The organism is Cellulosimicrobium sp. NPDC055967, assembly GCF_042269845.1.
In the GTDB taxonomy this organism is placed as follows: Bacteria; Actinomycetota; Actinomycetes; order Actinomycetales; family Cellulomonadaceae; genus Cellulosimicrobium.
Genome location: NZ_JBHJYJ010000005.1, coordinates 135427 through 153567, shown reverse-complemented (window position 1 = coordinate 153567; position 18141 = coordinate 135427). Strand labels below are relative to the sequence as shown.

Genomic DNA, 18141 nt, shown 5'->3' with positions numbered 1-18141 from the left:
GCCCCGACGCCCCCAGGAGCCCGCCGTGACCGGACCTCAGACCGATCCCGCCCCCGCGCACAGCGCTCCCGCTGCCCCACGGCACCTCGTCGTCGTCGGCGGCGGCATGGTCGCGCAGCGGCTCGTCGAGGCGCTGCGTGCGCGCGACACCGACGGCGCGTGGCGCGTCTCGCTCTTCGCCGAGGAGCCGCGCAAGCCGTACGACCGCGTCGCCCTGACGAGCTACTTCTCGGCTCGCGACGCCGAGGAGCTCACGCTCGGCGACCCGGCCCTGTGGGACGACCCGCTCGTCACGCTGCACCGCGACTGCGCGGTGACGTCGATCGATCGCGACGCGCAGACCGTCACCGACCGCCTGGGGCGGGTGCACGAGTACGACGAGCTGGTCCTCGCGACGGGGTCGAGCGCCGCGATGCCGCCCATCCCGGGCAACGACCTCCCGGGCGTGTTCGTCTACCGCACGATCGACGACGTCGCGGCCCTGCGCGGGTGGGTCGAGGAGAAGCGCCGGAACGCCACGACGGAGGGCGGCTGGGAGCGCCCCGTCCGCGGCGCCGTGATCGGCGGCGGGCTCCTGGGCCTGGAGGCCGCCGGGGCGCTCAAGGCGCTCGGCGCGCAGGCCACGGTCATCCAGTTCGGCACGCATCTGATGGACGCGCAGATCGACCTGGGCGGCGGCGAGGCGCTCAAGCGCCTCATCAACGGCATGGGCATCGCGGTCCGCTGCAGCACCGGGACCCAGGAGATGAAGGTCTCGCGCAAGACCGGCCACGTGGGCCGGCTCGACTTCGCCGACGGCGGCCGGCTCGACGTGGACGTCGTCGTCGTCGCGACGGGCGTGCGGCCGCGCGACGAGCTCGCGCGCGCGGCGGGGCTCGCGATCGGGGAGCGCGGCGGCGCCGTCGTCGACCTGGCGTGCCGCACGGAGGACGAGCACGTGTGGGCGGTCGGCGAGGTCGCGTGCATCGAGGGTCGGTGCATCGGCCTCGTCGCGCCGGGCTACGCGATGGCGGAGGTCGTCGCGGACCGCCTGCTCGGCGGCGAGGCGACGTTCCCCGGCGCGGACACGGCGACCAAGCTCAAGCTCCAGGGGGTCGACGTCGCGAGCTTCGGCGACGCGTTCGGCCGTACCGAGGGCGCGATGGAGCTCGTGTGGGCCGACCCGGTCGCGGGCGTCTACAAGAAGCTCGTGCTGTCCGACGACGCGCGCACGCTCCTGGGCGGCGTGTTCGTCGGGGATGCGGCGCCGTACGCGTCGCTGCGACCGATGCTCGGCACGGAGCTCCCGGGCGACCCGGGGCTGTTCCTGCTGCCCGAGGGGTCCGGGGGCGGGGCGCCGAGCCTCGAGCTCCCCGACGACGCCACGGTCTGCTCGTGCAACAACGTCAGCGCCGGCACGATCCGCGGGGCGGTGACCGAGCACGGGTGCACCGACCTCGCGGGCGTCAAGGCGTGCACGCGGGCGGGGACGAGCTGCGGGTCGTGCCTGCCGCTCGTCAAGAAGATCACGACGACCGAGCTCGCTCGGACGGGCGTCGAGGTCTCGAACGCGCTGTGCGAGCACTTCGACTTGTCGCGCGCGCAGCTCTTCGACGCCGTCCGTGTCGCCGACCTGCACACGTTCAGCGAGATCATCGGGCGGTTCGGGCGCGCGCCGGATCCCGTGACCGATACCCAGGGGGCCGTGCTCGTCCGCGACGCCGGCCGCGGCTGCGACATCTGCAAGCCCACGATCGCGTCGATCCTCGCGTCGCTCGGCAACGGCCACATCCTCGACGGCGAGCAGGCGACGCTGCAGGACACCAACGATCACGTCATGGCGAACATGCAGAAGGACGGTACGTACTCCGTCGTCCCGCGCATCCCCGGCGGGGAGATCACGCCCGACGGGCTGCTCGTCATCGGGCAGGTCGCCAAGGACTTCGGGCTGTACACGAAGATCACGGGCGGCCAGCGCATCGACATGTTCGGCGCGCGCATCGAGCAGCTCCCGCACATCTGGCGCCGGCTCGTCGAGCACGGGTTCGAGTCCGGGCACGCGTACGGCAAGTCGCTGCGCACCGTGAAGTCGTGCGTCGGGTCCACGTGGTGCCGGTTCGGGGTGCAGGACTCGGTGGGCATGGCCGTCGAGCTCGAGCTCCGGTACCGCGGCCTGCGCTCGCCGCACAAGATCAAGCTCGGGGTCTCCGGGTGCGCGCGCGAGTGCGCGGAGGCGCGCGGCAAGGACGTCGGCGTCATCGCGACGGACAAGGGCTGGAACGTGTACGTCGGCGGCAACGGCGGGTTCACGCCGCGGCACGCACAGCTCCTCGCCGAGGACCTGGACGACGAGGCGCTCGTCCGCACCATCGACCGCTTCCTCATGTACTACATCCGCACGGCCGACCGCCTGCAGCGCACGGCCGCGTGGGTCGAGGACTACGAGGGTGGGCTCGACGCGATCCGCGAGGTGATCCTCGAGGACTCGCTCGGCCTCGGCGCCGACCTCGACGCCGCGATGGCCCGCCACGTCGGCGACTACGAGGACGAGTGGCGCGCGGTCCTGGAGGACCCGGAGAAGCTGCGCCGCTTCGGCTCCTTCGTCAACGCGCCCGCCGAGCCCGACCCCGACCTCGCGTACGTCACCGAGCGCGGCCAGATCCGGCCCGCGACGACGGACGAGCGCGCCACCCTGGAGGAGGCCCGCGCCGCGGGCCTCGCCACCGTCCCCGCCGGCCCCGTGGTGATCGCCGGCGCGACCCTGGAGGTCCGTCGATGAGCGTCGTGTCAGCAGAGCAGGTTGCGCACTCGGGGGAGACGCCGGACGCCGTGGGGTGGGAGCGCGTGTGCCTCCTGCGCGACCTCCTCGTCGAGCGCGGCGCCGCCGCGCTCGTCGGCGGGGTGCAGGTCGCGCTCTTCCGCCTCCCGGACGACACGGTGCGCGTCGTGCAGCAGCGCGACCCGTACTCGGGCGCGAACGTCATGTCACGCGGCATCGTCGGCACGCGCGGCGGCGTGCCCACCGTCGCCGGGCCCATGTACAAGCAGGTCTTCGACCTCGCGACGGGCCGCTGCCTCGAGGCCGCCGGGTACGTGCCCGTCCAGGGCCTCGCCCCGGACCTGGCGACGTGGCCCGTCGAGGTGCGCGACGGCGTCGTGCACGTGGGCGCGCGGCCGCGCGTCGTGGCCGAGGCCGGTGCCGGATCCGGGGCCCAGGACGGTGCGCCGTGACCACGCTCCTGGGCCTCGACCTCGCCGGGCGCACGGTCCTCGTCGCCGGCGGCGGTCCCGTCGCGGCGCGCCGCGCGCGGGCGATGGCCGACGACGGCGCCCACGTCCGCGTCGTCGCGCCCCAGGTGTGCGAGGACCTGCGCGACCTCGTCGCGGCCTCGCTGCACGCCCCGCTCCTCGGGCCGGGCCCGGCCCCGGCGTCGGCCCAGCGGCTGCCCGACGGCGGCGTCGGCCCGGGCGGCCGCGTCACCTGGGTGCCGCGCGAGGTCCGCGAGTCCGACGTCGAGGACGCGTGGCTCGTGCTCGCCGCCACCGACGACACGGGGACCAACCGCGACGTCACCGCGTGGGCCGCGGCTCGCCGCACGTGGTGCGTCAACGCCGGGGCCGCGCACGAGGGCACCGCGCGCACGCCCGCGACGACCCGCAGCGGTGACGTGCTCGTCGGGGTCGTCACGGACGTCCCCCCGACTCACCTGTCAGCGGACCGTCGCGCTCGGGCGCGACGAGCCGCTGACAACCTGGCGGAGCGGCGGCGCGACGGCGGTGCGGACCCGCGGCGGGCCCGCGCCGTCCGCGACGCGATCGCCGAGCACCTGCGCTCCGGTGGCGCCGACCAGCGTCGCCACCGGCCCGTCACCGGCGGGCTCGGGAGCGTGACGCTCGTCGGTGGGGGACCGGGCGCCGTCGACCTGCTCACCGTCCGGGGGCGACGGGCGCTCGCGGAGGCGGACGTCGTCGTCGCGGACCGGCTCGGACCGGTCGACGTGCTCGACGAGCTCGCGCCCGGCGTCGAGGTGATCGACGTCGGCAAGACGCCCGGGAACCACCCCGTGCCGCAGCACGAGATCAACGCGATCCTCGTGGAGCAGGCGCAGCGCGGCCGGCGCGTCGTGCGGCTCAAGGGCGGCGACCCGTTCGTCTACGGGCGCGGCGGCGAGGAGGTGATCGCGTGCCGCGCGGCGGGCGTTCCGGTCGACGTCGTGCCGGGCGTGTCCAGCGCGCTGAGCGTCCCGGCGCTCGCGGGCATCCCGCTCACGCACCGGGGGACGGTCGCGGCGTTCCACGTGATCAGCGGGCACGACGGGCTCGATGCCGCCGCGCTCGCCGGGGTGCGCGACCGCACGGCTACGCTGGTGGTCCTCATGGGTGTCTCGCAGCTCGCGCGCATCACGGCCCAGGCCCTCGGCGCCGGGGCCGACCCCGCGCTGCCCGTCGCGATCGTGGAGAGCGGCTCGACGCCGCGCCAGCGCGTCACGCGGGCCCCGCTCGGCGGGATCGTCGCGCACGCCGCCCAGGCAGGTGTCCGCCCCCCGGCGATCATCGTCATGGGGGACGTCGCCGCCGAGGGACGGCTCGACCCGGCGACGGTCGCGTGACCGGCACCGACCGCACCGAGATCGACCCGCCCGTCGCGACGTCGACCCACGGAGGGTCGATCTCGGACGCTCGGGTCGATCTCGCGTCCGACCCCGGCGTCGATCGCCCCGCCCTCGGCCAGGTCATGGCCGGCTGCACCGTGCTCGTGACGGCCGACCGCCGCAAGAGCGAGCTCGCCGCCGCCCTCCAGCGCCGGGGTGCCGAGGTCCGCCACGCACCCGCGCTGAGCATGATCCCGCACGCCGACGACGAGCAGCTCCTCGCCGGGACGCGCGACCTCGTCGAGCACCCGCCGGACGTCGTCGTCGTGACGACCGGGATCGGCTTCCGGTCCTGGGTCGAGGCCGCCGACGCGCACGGCCTCGCCGACCGCCTGCTCGAGGTGCTCGCCGATGCGCGGATCGTCGCGCGCGGGCCCAAGGCGCGCGGCGCGATCCAGGCCGCCGGGCTCACCGCCGACTGGGTCGCCGAGTCCGAGACCTCGGCTGAGATCGCCGACGTGCTGCTCGGCGAGGGCGTCGCCGGGCTGCGCATCGCCGTCCAGCACCACGGCGCCGGTGCCGACGGCCTCGACGTCGTGTTCGCCGAGGCCGGCGCCGAGGTCGCGAGCCTCGTCGTCTACCGCTGGGGGCCGCCGCCGGACCCCGAGGCGCTGCGCGCGTCCGTCGAGGCCGCCGCCGTCGGGGAGATCGACGCCGTCGTGTTCACCTCCGCGCCCGGCGCCGAGGCGTGGCTCGCCGCTGCCGAGGAGCACGGCGTGGGCCGCCTCGTCGTGTCGCGGTTCCAGGACGGGTCCATGGTCGCGGCGGCCGTCGGACCGATCACCGCGAAGCCGCTCGAGCACCGCGGGGTCACGCCGCTCCAGCCCGAGCGCGGGCGGTTGGGTGCGCTCGTGCGCACGCTCGTCGCGCACTACGAGCAGGCCGAGACCGTCGCGCTCGCGACCGTCGCCGGGGTGCTGCAGATCCGCTCGCGCGTCGCCGTGCTCGACGGCGAGGTGCTGCCCCTCTCGCCCAGCAGCCTCGAGGTGCTGCGCCTCCTCGCCGCGCGCCGCGGCGAGGTCGTCACGCGCGACGACGTGCTCGACGTCCTGCCCGGCGACTCGCGCGACCCCCACGCCGCCGAGGTCGCCGTCGCCCGCCTGCGCGAGGCGACCGGCCGGCGCGACCTCGTCAAGACCGTCGTCAAGCGCGGATACCGATTGGAGCTCGCATGAGCGCGGAGATCCTGGCGTTCCCCTCGGGGGCGTCGTCCGACCCCTCGGGGGCGTCGTCCGGCCCCGGGCCGGAGGCCGCCGACGCCGGGCTGCCCTGCGCCGCGCCCGTGCTGGTCGGCTGCTCGCACGGCACGAGCGACCTCACCGGCCGCGACGTGATCCGTGCGCTCCTCGACGACGTGCGCGCCGCGCGCCCCGACCTCGACGTCCGCGAGGCGTTCGTCGACGTGCAGCAGCCCGAGGTCGCGGACGTCGTGACGTCGGTCGTCGCCCCGTCCGCGGCGACGGACGACCCGTCCGGCTCCGTGGCGGACGACGCGCGGCCGGGCGACGCGGTCGTCGTGCCGCTGCTGCTCTCCGGCGGGTTCCACGCGAGCGTCGACGTCGCGGCGGCGGTCGAGGACCGCGGCCCCGGGAGCGGTCGGGCCGCGGCGGGCACCCCGCTCGGCCCCGACCCGCGCCTCGCCGACCTCCTCGCCGAGCGGCTGGCCGAGGCCGGGCTGCGCCCGGGCGACGCCGTCGTGATCGCCGCCGCGGGGTCCAGCCGGCCCGGCGCCGCGCGCGACGTCGAGGAGCTCGCCGCGCGGCTCCGCGAGCGTGTCCCCCACCCCGTCACGGTGGGCTACGGCGCCATGGCCACGCCGTCCGTGCCCGACGCCGTCGCCGCCGCCCGCGCCGACCTCGCCCCGGGCGCGCGCGTCGTCGTCGCGGCCTACCTGCTCGCGCCGGGCTTCTTCTACGACCGCGTCCTCGAGGCGGGCGGCGACGTCGTCACCGCCCCGCTGGCCCCCGACCCCCGGCTCACCGAGATCGTCCTCGACCGCTACGCCACCGCCGCGGCGTCCCTCGCCCCGCCCACCTAGACCCCCGGTCCGGCGAGGTAGAGCCTTGGTCGGTCGAGGGAGAACCAGGGCTCTACCTCGCGGAACCAGGTCTCTACTTGAACGGACCAGGGCTCTACCTCGCCGGACCACTGCTCTCCCTCGAGCCGACCGGGGTCCTACCTCGCGAGGGTCGGGCGGGTGCGGGGGGCGAGGAGGGCGACGCCCGCCGCGAGCAGCACGGTGACGCCGAAGCAGACGACGTACGACGCGAGGCCGAGCGTCGGGTGCAGGGCCCACAGGAGCGAGCCGGTGACGGCGAGCGCGGTGGCGGCGGCGACGGCGTCGGAGACCTGGAGCGAGGAGGAGTTGGCGCCCTGCTCCGCCACGGGCGAGAGCTCGAGCGTCAGCACCGACAGCGTCGGGTGGGTCATGCCCATGCCGAGGCCGGCGAGGGTCCACGCGACCATGCCGACGACGGGCGGCACGGCGGTCCACGCGAGCAGCGCCGCGCCGCCGATGCCGAGCGCGACGAGCGTCCCTCCGAGGCGCACGTAGCCGGCGTGCTGGAGTCCCCACGTCGCGCGACCGCGCAGCCAGGAGCCCGTCGACCAGCCGACGGCGCCGAACGTGAGCACCGCGCCGGCGAGCGACGGGGCGAGCCCGCGCTCGTGGGAGAGCAGGAGCGGGAGCAGCACCTCGGCGCCGGTGAACGCGGCGGCGACGAGCCCGCGGATCGCGATGACGCTCGGCAGGCCGCGCGCGGCACGGGTCGTGCCCGGCGGCAGGAGGCGGGGGACGGCGAGCGCGACGGCGGCCAGCGCGGCGACGAGCAGGACGGCGAGCCCGAGGCCGCGGAGCTGGCCCGCGTAGTTGAGCGCCCCGATCCCGACGGCGGCCACGACCGCCCAGGCGAGCGAGGCCTGGCGCGCGGTCCGGTCGAGCGGCGACTCGGCGTCGTCGGTCCCGTACGGAGGGACGTCCTCCGACGGGGCGGAGACGTCGTTGGACGCCGGGGACGCGGCGTCGTCGGGGGCCGAGCCGCGGGCGGCGCGCATCCCCGGGCGCATGAGGACCAGCGCCGGGACGGCGAGCACCGGGACCGCGAGGAAGACCCAGCGCCAGCCGACGTGCTCCACGACGAGCCCGGCGATGGCGGGGCCGACGATGGACGGGATCACCCAGGCCGCGGCGAACGCGGCGAAGACCTTCGGCCGCCGGTCGGTGGGGAACACGCGCGCGACGAGCACGTAGAGCGCGACGATGTACAGGCCCGTCCCGACGCCCTGGAGCACGCGGCCCGCGACGAGGACGAGCATGTCCTGCGCGAGGCCCGCCACCAGCAGGCCGGCGAGGAAGAGCCCGATGCCCGTCCACAGGGGCGTCGTCGGGCCGGCGCGGTCGCTCCAGCGGCCCGACGCGACCATCCCGACGACGCTCGACGCGAGCGACGCGGCGAACGCGAGCGTGTAGAGCGTGAGGCCGTCGAGCTCGACGGCGACGGTCGGCGTGGCGGTCGCGACGGCGAGCGCCTCGAACGCGCCGAGGAACACGAACGCGACCATGCCGAACAGGACGGTGCGCTGGGTCCCGGGGGCGAGCGCCGCGCCGGCCGCGGGCACGGCGGGGGCGTCGGGGGTGCCGTACGTCGGCGCGTCGGCGTCGGTGCGGGGCTCCGCCGTCATACGAGAACGACCTTTCCGGTGGTGGCGCGCGCTTCGAGCTCGCGGTGGGCGCGCGCTGCCTCCGCGAGGGGTACCTGGTGCGTGACGACGTGCCACGTCCCGTCCGCCGCGAGCGCGAGCGCGCGCTCCTGCAGGTCGAACAGGTCTCCCCAGGGTCGGGCCTGGGGTCCCACGGCCCACCGTACGTCCCGCGCGACCGCTCCCGCACCGGGATTCGGGACGTTCCCGGCGCCGTGGTCGACGTCACCGGCGCGGTTCGGTGCGCCCGAGGACCACCCGAAGAGCACGAGACGCGCGTCGGGGGCGAGGAGCGTCGCGGCCTCCGTGCCTGCGTCCCCGCCCACGCCGTCGAGCAGGACGGTCGCCCCGTCGGGGGAGTGCTGCCCGACGGCGGCCCGCGCCTCGTCGAGCCAGCCCTCGGCCCGGTAGTCGATCACGACGAGCCGCTCGGCGTGCGGCTCCCGACCGAGCCCGCGGACGAGCGCGACCTTCTCCGGGCCGCCGGCGAGCGCGACGACCCGTGCGCCGATCGCGAGCGCGCTCTGCACGAGGAGCGTGCCGAGCCCGCCGGCCGCGGCCGTGACGAGCACGGTGTCGGTCGCGCCGAGCTCGGCGAGGTCGAGGATGCCGACGGCGGTGCGGCCGGTCCCGATCATCGCGATCGCGTCGGGCGCCGTGACGTGGTCGGGGATGCGGTGCAGCAGCTCGACGGGGACGGCGGCGAGCCGCGCGTACCCGCCGCCGTCGGGCGTGGCGCCGAGGTGGGCGGCGACCCGCCGCCCGCGCCAGGCGGCGTCGACCCCCGGCCCGACCGCCTCCACGACCCCGGCGACCTCGCGTCCCGGGATCGTGGGCAGGGCGGGCAGCGGGAGCGGGCCGCCCGCCGCCTCGCCCCGACGCAGGGTGGTGTCGAGCAGGTGGACGCCGTGCGCCCGGACGGCGACGAGGACCTCGCCGGGTCCGGGGACGGGGTCGGGGACCTGGTCGAGGACGAGGTTCTCGGGCGGTCCGAACGCGTGCAGGCGGATGGCGTCCACGGGTGTGCTCCCTCAGTGGCGACGGGCCGCGCCGGAGCGGCGGCACGCGACCCGGTCCGGGCGCGCCCTGCTAGTCTCGAACCTCAACAAATGTTGAGGTCAAGCAGTCCGCCGCGAGCCGCGCGGCGGCCGTCCGGCGAGGAGCCCGCGTGCCCGACGACGTCCCGTCCCCGAGCGACGAGCTCACCGTCGGCCAGCTCGCCGCGCGCAGCGGCGTCGCCGTGTCCGCGCTGCACTTCTACGAGCGCGAGGGGCTCATCACGAGCCGCCGGACCCCCGGCAACCAGCGGCGCTTCGCGCGCGAGACGCTGCGCCGGGTCGCGTTCGTGCGCGCGTCCCAGCGTGTCGGCATCCCGCTCGCGCGCATCCGCGCCGCGCTCGCGACGCTGCCCGGCGACCGCACGCCGACGGCCAAGGACTGGCACCGCCTCTCGGCGGGATGGCACGCCGACCTCGACGCACGCATCGAGCAGCTCACGCGGCTGCGCGACCACCTCACGGACTGCATCGGCTGCGGGTGCCTGTCGCTGCGCAAGTGCGTCCTCGTCAACCCGCACGACGCGCTCGCCGACGAGGGCCCCGGCCCGCGGACCCTGCTCGTGGACGGGATCGAGGACTGAGGCGTCAGGCCGGCGCGAGCAGGGACCCGAAGCTCGTGCGGCGGCGCAGCGCGAACCCGAGCCGCTCGTACACGGCGATCGCGCCGGTGTTCTCGGCCGCGGCGTGCAGGAACGCGCGGTCGCCCCGCTCCTGCACGTGGAACGCGACGTCGCGGACGAGGCGTGACGCGAGGCCGCGTCCCCGGTGCGCGGCGTCGGTCGTCACGGCGCTGATCTCCGTCCAGCCTGCGGGGTGCAGGCGCTCGCCCGCCATCGCGACGAGCCGGCCGGCGTCGTCCCGGAACCCGACGTAGCGCCCGAGCAGGTAGGTGCGCGCCTCGAACGGCCCCGGCCGGCTGCGCTCGACGAGCGCGAGCATGTCCGGCACGTCGGCCGCGCCGAGCACGACCGCCTCCGGGTCGGGGCGGGTGACCAGGCGCTCGGTCTCGACGAGCTGGACCCCCTCGACCCGCGCCTCGAGCGTCCAGCCCGCCGGCGGCTCGACGCCGACGGGCGGCGCGGAGAAGCGGCCGCCCGGCCCGACGAGCGTGGCGATCGCGTCCCACACCCCGGGCGCGCCCCACGAGCGCACGCCCGTGATGGGCGAGACGTCGGCCGGGTAGCGCCGCGCGAGGTCGTCGCCCTCGGCGAGGTGCGCGTGAGCGCCGGTGAGGGCGCTCCACGACGGGTTGTCCAGGACGGCGTCGTCCAGGTCGGTGGCGTCGGGCTGGGTGCTCGTGGTGCTGGTCATGCTGCTCCTCCTCGCCCGGTCGCCCGGGTGCCGTGCCGTCGCCACGGTCGTCCGGCCGTGCGTGTCCTCCAGGGCGAACGCGCGCGGGCGCACGCCTCTTCCAGGTGTGCTCAGCCCTGCCAGCGGTCCTGGTGCACGACCGCCGCGAGCGGGCGCCGGCGCGGCTCCGACCAGCGTCCGCGCGCCGGGTAGCCGAGCGGGACCAAGCCCATCGTCAGCGCGTCGTCGGGCAGGCCGAGCAGCGCGGCGACGTCGCCCTCGCGGATCGTGTGGAAGGTCGTCAGCGTCGTCCCCAGCCCGTAGGCACGGGCGGCGAGCACGAGGTTCTGCACCGCGCCGTAGATCGAGGCGCCGAGCCGGGGGTCCGTCGAGCCCGCCGCGTTCCGCAGCACCGGCACGACCCATACCGGCGCCTCCTCCAGGTGCAGGGCCAGGTGCTCGACGGCGCGGAAGCCCGCGTCGCTCACGCCCGCGTCGTCGGTCGCGGCACCGAGGACGGCGTCGCGGCGATCCCCGTACGCGGGCCGCCATCCTTCGCGGTACCACTCGGCGATCTGCGCCTTGGTCGCCGCGTCCGTCACCACGACCCACGCCCACTGCTGGCGGTTCCCGCCGTTGGGCCCGCGGACCGCGGCGTCGAGGATCGCGTCGAGCACGTCGTCCGGCACGGCCTCTGGCGAGAGGTAGCGGCGCGACGGCTTCGAGTGGAGCGCTCGAAGGACGGACAGATCCTCGGGTGTGGTCACGGTCGCCGAGGGTACGGGCCACCGTCCGGCGCGTTCGCGGGTCCCGGCCGTCGTCTCGCAGGGTGGTCACACCTATGGCACGTCCTGGCCCACGGGCCTCGGACCGGGGAGCGGGTGGTCACGGAACGGCGGCCCACCCGCGAGGGCCGGGGTCGCTCACCAGTTCTTGGTGCCGCTCCCGCTGCCGTCGCCCGGGTCGGTGCCGGTCCCGGGCTGGTCGCCGTAGAGGTCGCGGTACTCCTGCTCGAGGCGCTCCTGCTCCTCGCGCGCCTCCGAGCCCTGCTGCTGGAGCTCCTCCTGGCGCTGCTGCTCCTCGCGCTCGGCCTGGCTCTGCTGGTCCTCGCCCTCCGACCCGTCGCCTCCCGACGCCTCCGACTGCTCGTCGCCCTCGGAGCCCTCGCCCTCCTGCGTGTCCCCGCCACCCTCGTTCTCCGGCTGCGAGTCCTGCGCCTGCTGCTGCTTGTCCTGGAGGCGCTGCTGCGCGGCCTCGTCCTGCTCCTCCTGCTCGGGCGTCTGCTCGGACTCCCCGCAGTCGGGCCAGCCGCGGATCTGCTCGGCCGTCGCGTACTCCTGCTCGGCGTACTCGTACCAGTCCTGGACGTCCTCGCGCAGCTCCTCCGGGTCGGGCTCCTCGCTCCCGTCGCCGTACGGGTTGAGGACCTCCTCGTCGTACGGCAGGCCCGCGTCGCGGGCGGCGATGGCCTCCTCGACGAGCGCGAGCTCCGCCGCCTTGCCGTCCGCGTACGCCATGTCGCCGTCGCCCTGGATCTCGTACGCGAGCGACAGGTTCGTCTGGATCATGCAGCGTTCCTCGGGCGACTCGTGCTCCGCGAGGTCGTACGCGCGGTCGAGGGACGTGATCGCGTCGTACAGCGCCCACGAGTCCTCGGAGCGCGCGAGCGCGGTCCCGTGGTTGAAGTGCGCCTTCCACGGCTCGACGATGTTGAAGGTCCGCTGGATCCCGTAGTAGTCCGCCGCGGTCGTGGCCTCGCCCGCCTGGTAGCGGTCCTTGGCCGTCGCCGCGATCGGCGCGAGGAGCGCCAGCTTGACCCCGAGCACGACGAGCGCGAGCACGACGGGCAACGTCCCGACGAGCCACCACGTGCGTCGGCGCAGGCGCGCGGCGCGGAGCGCGGCGACCCCCGTGGGACGGGGCTTGCGCGTGCCGGTCGGCGGCGTCGGGGGCGGGGTCCAGGTCATCGTCGCACCTCCGCCCGGTCCGTCGCGGGCGTGCCCGACGCCGGCCGGTCGCCGTGGCTCGGCCCGTCCGGCTCGCGTGTGCGGGGGCCGCGCGGGACGTCCCCGGACCGGGCCGGTGCAGAGGGCCGGGAGGCCGTCGGTCGAACGAGCGAGCGGCTGGCCGAGCGCGACCAGAACCACGCCTCGACGCCCAGCAGCGCGACGAGCGCGAGCGCGAACGGCCAGACGACCGGGCGGTACGCCGTGACGTCGCGCCGACCGTCGGCCGCGACCTGCTGCGGGTCCACGCCCGCGACGAGCGACGCCGTCTCCGACGGCTCCTGCCGGTGCACGTACGGGACACCGAGCTGGTCCGCGAGCGTGGTGAGCGACTCCTCGTCGAGGACGGACAGCGCCTCGACGGGCTCGCCGTCCTGGCTCGGCTGCGACCAGTCGATGATGTACTCCGCCTCCTCGGGCTCCACGTCGGGGTCGTACTCCTTCATCGGGCCGCCCTCGGCGGTGCCGTAGCCGAGCACCGCGCCGCCGTCGACGAGCGGCGCCAGGTCGGCGAACGACCGTGGCTCGCCCTCCGTCGTCTGCTCGCCGTCGGTGAGGAAGAAGACGAGGCGCACGTTCGCCGGGTGCTGCTCGGCGGACCCCTGGAGCGCGGAGCGCAGCTCGTCGAGGGGCCGGTCCGTGAGCGAGCCCTGCGAGTACCGTGTGATCTCGCGGTGGAACGTGTCCGCCCACGACGTGATCGCGCGCGCGTCGGTCGTCAGCGGGAGCTGTCGCGACGCCTGCGAGTCGAACGAGATGATCGAGTACCGGGCGCCGGGGATCGCCTCGGTGAGGCTCGTGATGTCGTGCCGCACGCCGTCGAGCCGCTCCTGGCCGCCCTCGGGCCCGTAGTCCTCGGCCGCCATGGACCCGGTGCGGTCGACGACGAAGAACATGTCGACGTTCGCGACCGACGTGTCGCGGTCCGTCGACGCGACCGACGGCGCGAGCCCGACGATCCCGAGCAGGACCACCGCTCCGGCGCGGCGCAGCCAGGCCGCGCGCGGGGCACCCGGGCGCGGGACGCCGTCGGGCCCGGGGCGCCCGGCCACGACCGCCTGCCACACCGTGAGGCCGAGCAGGGGCAGGACGAGCAGCGCGAGCGCCCACACGGGTACGAGCGGCTGCAGCGTCACTCCTCCGAGAGTCATCGCGTCACTCCTTCACCCGCCACGCGACGACGAGCAGCAGCGCGACACCGAGGACCGCGACGAGGAACCAGCCCGCGGGCCGGTCCGTGACGATCACCTCGGGCGACGCGTCGAGCTCGACCGCCTGCTGCGCGACGACGTCGTCGACCATGCCCTGCACCGCGGCCGGGTCGTCGGCGAGGAAGTAGAGCCCGCCGCCGTCCTCGACCGTGCTGCGGTACTCGCTCTCCTCCGGGGTGCCCTCGTAGCGCTGCGAGCCGCCGAAGATCCCGTGCAGCGTGATGTCGCGCGACGCGACGAGGTCGGCGGCCTGGGGGAGCGTGTAGATCGGCTCGCCGGAGACGTAGTTGTCGGTCGCGAGGATGATCGAGCGCGAACGCTGGGTGTCCTCCGCGTCGAACTGGAGCGCGCAGCTCGCGAGCCCGTCGCCGATGAGGCTCGCGCCGGAGAGGTTCGCCGTCGTCCCGGCGGTGAACTGCGCGTACTCGAGGATCTCCGCGTCGTCCGACCCGCCGGTGTAGTCGAACGTCGACGGGTCCTTGTCGAGCGCGTCGATGCCGCCCTGGAGCTCCTCCTGGACGAGCGTGTAGTCGTCCGTGAGCGGGAAGACCGTGCGCGACGACGAGTTGAAGATCGACAGCGCGATCCGCTCGCCCTCGAAGTTGTCCACGAGCTCCTGGAACACCTTGAGCACGGCGCCGTCGTACTCGATCATCGAGCCCGACACGTCCAGGCACAGCACGATGTCGCGCGTACCCAGGCGGTCCACGACGACGTCCGTCTCGACCGGGCGCGCCGCGACGGCACCGGCCCCGACGACGGCGACGAGCAGCCCCGCCGCCGTGAGCCCCTGCAGCACGCGGTAGCGCCGCACCCACGCGGCGAACGCGGGCACGCGCGCCAAGTACTCGGAGTTCGCGACCCAGAGCACGTCGGCGTCGGCGTCACGCCTCCGGCGGTGCCGGGCGAGCCACCAGGCGACCGCGCCCGCGGCGAGGACGGCGGCGACGAGCACGCCCCACAGCCACGGCCACAGGATCGAGGCGCCCTGCGGCCCCGGCACGACGGCGGTGCTCGTCGCGAGCGCGGGCGTCACCATCCGCGCACCACCGATCGGGCGCGGTCGATCGAGTCCTCCGCGTCGGTCGCGCGCGCCGCGGGGTCGTTGTCGTGGTCCGCGAACGACGGCCGGTAGTAGCGCGCGATGACCTGGGTGAGGCGCCCCGCCTCGCCGATCTGCTGGATCTCGGAGAGCGTCATGGACGACGCGTCCTGCCCGAGCCGACCGGTCGCGAAGCCGCGCATCTCGGCCGAGAGCGCGAGGTGCAGCGCGCGCTCGTCGAGCTCACCCGCGCGGAAGCGTTCCGCGACGGCGTCGAGGCGTCGCTCGTACTCGGCGCGGAGGGCCGCGTACGGGTCGTAGGGGCCGGTGGGGAGCAGGGGCGCGGCGGGCGGCACGGCCTTCTCCGCCGCGTTCGCGCGCGTCAGCCAGATCACGAGGAACACGACGGCGGCCGCCGCGAGGATCGCCACGATCCCCAGGACGGTCCACCACCCCGAGTAGCCCACGGGGTCGACGAGCTCATCGACGGGCACGCTTCTGCCTCCCCAGGAGCTCGACGAAACGCTGCACGACGTCGTCCGACCCCTCGACGAGCACGCCCTCGACCTGGAGGGTGCGCAGACGCTCCGCGACCTCGGCCCGCCGCGCGGCGAGGGCCTGGGCGGCGGACGCGGCGAGCGACGCCCGGCCGCGCAGGAACGCCGGCAGGCGCAGCGTCCCGTCGACGTCCGCGACCTCGCCCGTGGCGTGCGGCCCGACGCCCGCGGTCACGGGGGAGAGGTCAGCGACCTGGACGACCATGACCTCGTGACGCACGCGCAACGACCGCAGGAGCTGCTCGTGCTCGGCCTCGGGCCGCGCCTCGTCCGTCACGACCACGATCAGCGAGCGGCGCCGGAACGCGGACCGGGCGCGGTCGAGCGGGCGCGCGAGGTCGCTCGCGGGGGCGTCGGGCCGCCACAGGTCCTCCACCGTGCGCAGCAGCACCTCGAGGTCCTGCGTGCTCGCGCGGGGCGGGAGCTGGACCAGGCGCCGGGCGTCGCCCGCGACGAGCGCGACCCGGTCGCCCCGGTCGCGCGCGAGGTACGCGACGAGCGCGCAGCAGAAGCTCGCGATCTCCGCCTTGGTCTCGCCGCTCGGGGCGGTCGCGCCCATCGTGCGCCCGGTGTCGACCACGAGCACGAGGTTGAGGTTCGACTCGCGCACGAACCGGCGGATGATCGGCAGCCCGGCGCGCGCCGAGGACTTCCAGTCGATGTCGCCGACGTCCTCGCCCGGCGCGTACAGGTGCAGGTCGTCGAAGTCCTGCCCGTGCCCCTTGAAGACCGACCGGTGCCGTCCCTCGAGCAGGCCGGACGCCCGGCGCGCGACCGGGAGGTCGAGCCGGGCCCGGACCTGGGCGAGACGGGAGACGTCGGGCACGTGGTGCTCTCTCGAGAAGGTGAGGGGTCGCTCAGGGCGTGGGGACGGCGTCGAACACGGCGTCCACGAGCTGCTCCGGCGGCACGTTGTTGGCGAGCGCGTCGAACGTGCGCACGAGGCGGTGCCGCAGCACCGAGTAGCGCACGGCCTTGATGTCGTCCGGGATGACGTACGCGCGGCCCGCGAGGATCGCGAGCGCCTGGCCCACGCGCATGAGCGCGATGCCGCCGCGCGGCGACGCGCCCACGCGCACGTGGCGGTCGAGGCCCGGGATCGGGCGCGGGCCGGAGAGCCGCGTCGTGTTGATGAGGTCGACGACGTAGCGCTTGATCGAGTCGTCCACGTACACGTCGTCGACGAGGCCGCGGAGGAAGCGGACGTCGTCGAGCGAGATCGGCTGCGCCGTGAGGGGCTGCGTCATCTGCCCGGTCGCGATGCGCTGGAGGATCTCGAGCTCCTGCGGCGGCGTCGGGTAGGTGAGCACCTCCTTCATGAGGAAGCGGTCCATCTGGGCCTCGGGCAGCACGTACGTGCCCTCCTCCTCGATGGGGTTCTGCGTCGCGAGCACCATGAACGGGTCGGGCAGCGAGAAGTTCTCGCCGCCGATGGACGTCTGCTTCTCCTGCATCGCCTCGAGCATCGCCGACTGCGTCTTGGCCGAGGAGCGGTTGATCTCGTCGAGCAGCACGACGTTGGCGTGCACCGGGCCGAGCTGGGTCGTGAACTCGCCGGTCGCGTAGTTGAAGATCTGCGTGCCGACGATGTCGTTCGGCATGAGGTCCGGCGTGCACTGGATGCGGTGGAACGAGCCGTCGACCGCGGCCGCGAGCGTCTGCGCCGCCGTCGTCTTGGCGAGCCCCGGCACCGACTCGAGCAGGATGTGGCCGCCCGCGAGGAGGGAGCTGACCAGCGCCGTGCGCAGCGCGTCCTGGCCGACGACGCGCTGGTCGAAGACCTGGCCGACGCGCTTGAGCAGGTGGCTCGCGCGGTCGAGGTCCTGCGTCGAGATGCTGCCGTGCCCTGCGGCCATCGATCGTCCTCCGGGTCGTGCGTGGTCGTGCGGGTGTGGTCCCGTGCGCGGCCGGAGGGGTGTGGACGGTGCGTCGCGAGCCCCCGGCGAACCCGGCCCAGTATGCCAGCGCGACCTCCGCCGGACCGGGCGTCGTCCACAGGTCCGGGTGGGGAGAGGTCCCCACCGGGGTGGGATGGTGCCCGCCCCGGGGACCGTCCGCGCGGCCGCCGGGAATGCCGGGCGAGCGTCGCGGGGTTGGGCCGGCATGAGCCACGACGCCGTCGGGACGACCGACGCCACCGCCACCGCCGCCGTCCCCGGCCACCTGGGCGAGCCCGCGCTGCTCGCCCTCGTCGCCGCACGCCGCCAGGGCGTGCTCGCGACGGTCAAGAAGGACGGCCGCCCCCAGCTCTCCAACGTCCTCTACGCGTGGGACCCCGACGCCGGCGTCGCGCGCGTCTCCGTCACCGCCGACCGCGCCAAGACCCGCAACGCCGCGCGCGACCCGCGCGTCTCGCTCCAGGTGAGCGCCGAGGACTTCTGGAGCTACGCCGTCGTCGAGGGCGACGCGGAGCTGAGCGCCGTCGCGCTGGACCCGCACGACGCCGCCGCCGACGAGCTCGTCGAGACGTTCCGCGCGGCCTCCGGCAGCGAGCACCCCGACTGGGAGGAGTTCCGGCGCGCGATGGTCGCCGACCGCCGTCAGGTGCTGCGCGTCTGCGCGACGCGGGTCTACGGGATGGCGCGGCTGCCGCGACCGTGAGGACGGCCGTGCGAGCCGCCGCGAGAAGCGCCGTGAGAGCGTCCAC

General features: G+C 75.5%; 17 protein-coding genes. 7 read left to right on the top strand and 10 right to left on the bottom strand.

Going from position 1 to position 18141, the window contains the following annotated elements:
• Positions 1-25 precede the first annotated feature (25 nt).
• From nirB to ACFC2L_RS09025, 5 genes are all read left to right on the top strand, one after another.
• Positions 26-2758, top strand: coding sequence for a nitrite reductase large subunit NirB (gene nirB, locus ACFC2L_RS09045; RefSeq protein WP_375823951.1), 2733 nt, complete (start codon positions 26-28; stop codon positions 2756-2758).
• Positions 2755-3210: a nitrite reductase small subunit NirD gene (nirD, locus tag ACFC2L_RS09040; RefSeq protein WP_375823950.1), complete on the top strand. Its 456-nt coding sequence runs from the start codon at positions 2755-2757 to the stop codon at positions 3208-3210. The genes nirB and nirD overlap by 4 nt, the downstream gene beginning before the upstream one ends.
• Positions 3207-4589: a uroporphyrinogen-III C-methyltransferase gene (cobA, locus tag ACFC2L_RS09035; protein ID WP_375823949.1), complete on the top strand. Its 1383-nt coding sequence runs from the start codon at positions 3207-3209 to the stop codon at positions 4587-4589. The genes nirD and cobA overlap by 4 nt, the downstream gene beginning before the upstream one ends.
• Positions 4590-4714: 125 nt before the next feature.
• A complete protein-coding gene (locus ACFC2L_RS09030; RefSeq protein WP_375824130.1) occupies positions 4715-5806 on the top strand; it encodes a uroporphyrinogen-III synthase in 1092 nt (363 codons plus the stop codon).
• Positions 5803-6669: a sirohydrochlorin chelatase gene (locus tag ACFC2L_RS09025; RefSeq protein WP_375823948.1), complete on the top strand. Its 867-nt coding sequence runs from the start codon at positions 5803-5805 to the stop codon at positions 6667-6669. Before ACFC2L_RS09030 ends, ACFC2L_RS09025 begins: the two co-directional genes overlap by 4 nt.
• 137 nt (positions 6670-6806) lie before the next feature.
• Here ACFC2L_RS09025 and ACFC2L_RS09020 read toward each other — a convergent pair whose 3' ends face one another.
• Entirely contained in the window at positions 6807-8312 is a 1506-nt protein-coding gene (locus ACFC2L_RS09020; protein ID WP_375823947.1) for an MFS transporter, read from the bottom strand.
• Entirely contained in the window at positions 8309-9349 is a 1041-nt protein-coding gene (locus tag ACFC2L_RS09015; protein ID WP_375823946.1) for an alcohol dehydrogenase catalytic domain-containing protein, read from the bottom strand. Before ACFC2L_RS09015 ends, ACFC2L_RS09020 begins: the two co-directional genes overlap by 4 nt.
• Before the next feature lie 149 nt (positions 9350-9498).
• Between ACFC2L_RS09015 and soxR the strand changes: the two genes are divergently transcribed.
• Positions 9499-9969: a redox-sensitive transcriptional activator SoxR gene (soxR, locus tag ACFC2L_RS09010; RefSeq protein ID WP_253052128.1), complete on the top strand. Its 471-nt coding sequence runs from the start codon at positions 9499-9501 to the stop codon at positions 9967-9969.
• A gap of 4 nt (positions 9970-9973) precedes the next feature.
• On the opposite strand, the gene ACFC2L_RS09005 is transcribed toward soxR, so the two are convergent.
• The 8 genes from ACFC2L_RS09005 to ACFC2L_RS08970 form a co-directional block, all read right to left on the bottom strand.
• Positions 9974-10699 (bottom strand): GNAT family N-acetyltransferase, encoded by a 726-nt coding sequence (locus ACFC2L_RS09005; protein WP_375823945.1) that lies wholly within the window; start codon positions 10697-10699, stop codon positions 9974-9976.
• Positions 10700-10809: 110 nt separating this feature from the next.
• Positions 10810-11445, bottom strand: a complete 636-nt coding sequence (locus ACFC2L_RS09000; RefSeq protein WP_375823944.1) for a nitroreductase family protein — start codon at positions 11443-11445, stop codon at positions 10810-10812.
• 156 nt (positions 11446-11601) lie between these two features.
• Entirely contained in the window at positions 11602-12645 is a 1044-nt protein-coding gene (locus tag ACFC2L_RS08995; RefSeq protein WP_375823943.1) for a hypothetical protein, read from the bottom strand.
• The gene (locus tag ACFC2L_RS08990; RefSeq protein ID WP_375823942.1) at positions 12642-13835 is read right to left on the bottom strand and encodes a VWA domain-containing protein; all 1194 of its coding nucleotides are present in this window, start codon (positions 13833-13835) and stop codon (positions 12642-12644) included. Before ACFC2L_RS08990 ends, ACFC2L_RS08995 begins: the two co-directional genes overlap by 4 nt.
• Positions 13836-13839: 4 nt before the next feature.
• Positions 13840-14934 carry a VWA domain-containing protein gene (locus ACFC2L_RS08985; protein ID WP_375823941.1) on the bottom strand — a complete coding sequence of 365 codons (1095 nt, stop codon included), beginning with the start codon at positions 14932-14934 and terminating at the stop codon, positions 13840-13842.
• A complete protein-coding gene (locus ACFC2L_RS08980; RefSeq protein WP_375823940.1) occupies positions 14928-15431 on the bottom strand; it encodes a hypothetical protein in 504 nt (167 codons plus the stop codon). The genes ACFC2L_RS08985 and ACFC2L_RS08980 overlap by 7 nt, the downstream gene beginning before the upstream one ends.
• Entirely contained in the window at positions 15418-16320 is a 903-nt protein-coding gene (locus tag ACFC2L_RS08975; protein WP_375823939.1) for a DUF58 domain-containing protein, read from the bottom strand. The genes ACFC2L_RS08980 and ACFC2L_RS08975 overlap by 14 nt, the downstream gene beginning before the upstream one ends.
• A 31-nt stretch (positions 16321-16351) precedes the next feature.
• The gene (locus ACFC2L_RS08970) at positions 16352-17350 is read right to left on the bottom strand and encodes a MoxR family ATPase (protein WP_253052144.1); all 999 of its coding nucleotides are present in this window, start codon (positions 17348-17350) and stop codon (positions 16352-16354) included.
• 247 nt (positions 17351-17597) lie between these two features.
• Between ACFC2L_RS08970 and ACFC2L_RS08965 the strand changes: the two genes are divergently transcribed.
• Positions 17598-18095 (top strand): PPOX class F420-dependent oxidoreductase, encoded by a 498-nt coding sequence (locus tag ACFC2L_RS08965; protein WP_375823937.1) that lies wholly within the window; start codon positions 17598-17600, stop codon positions 18093-18095.
• The last annotated feature ends 46 nt before the right edge of the window (positions 18096-18141 follow it).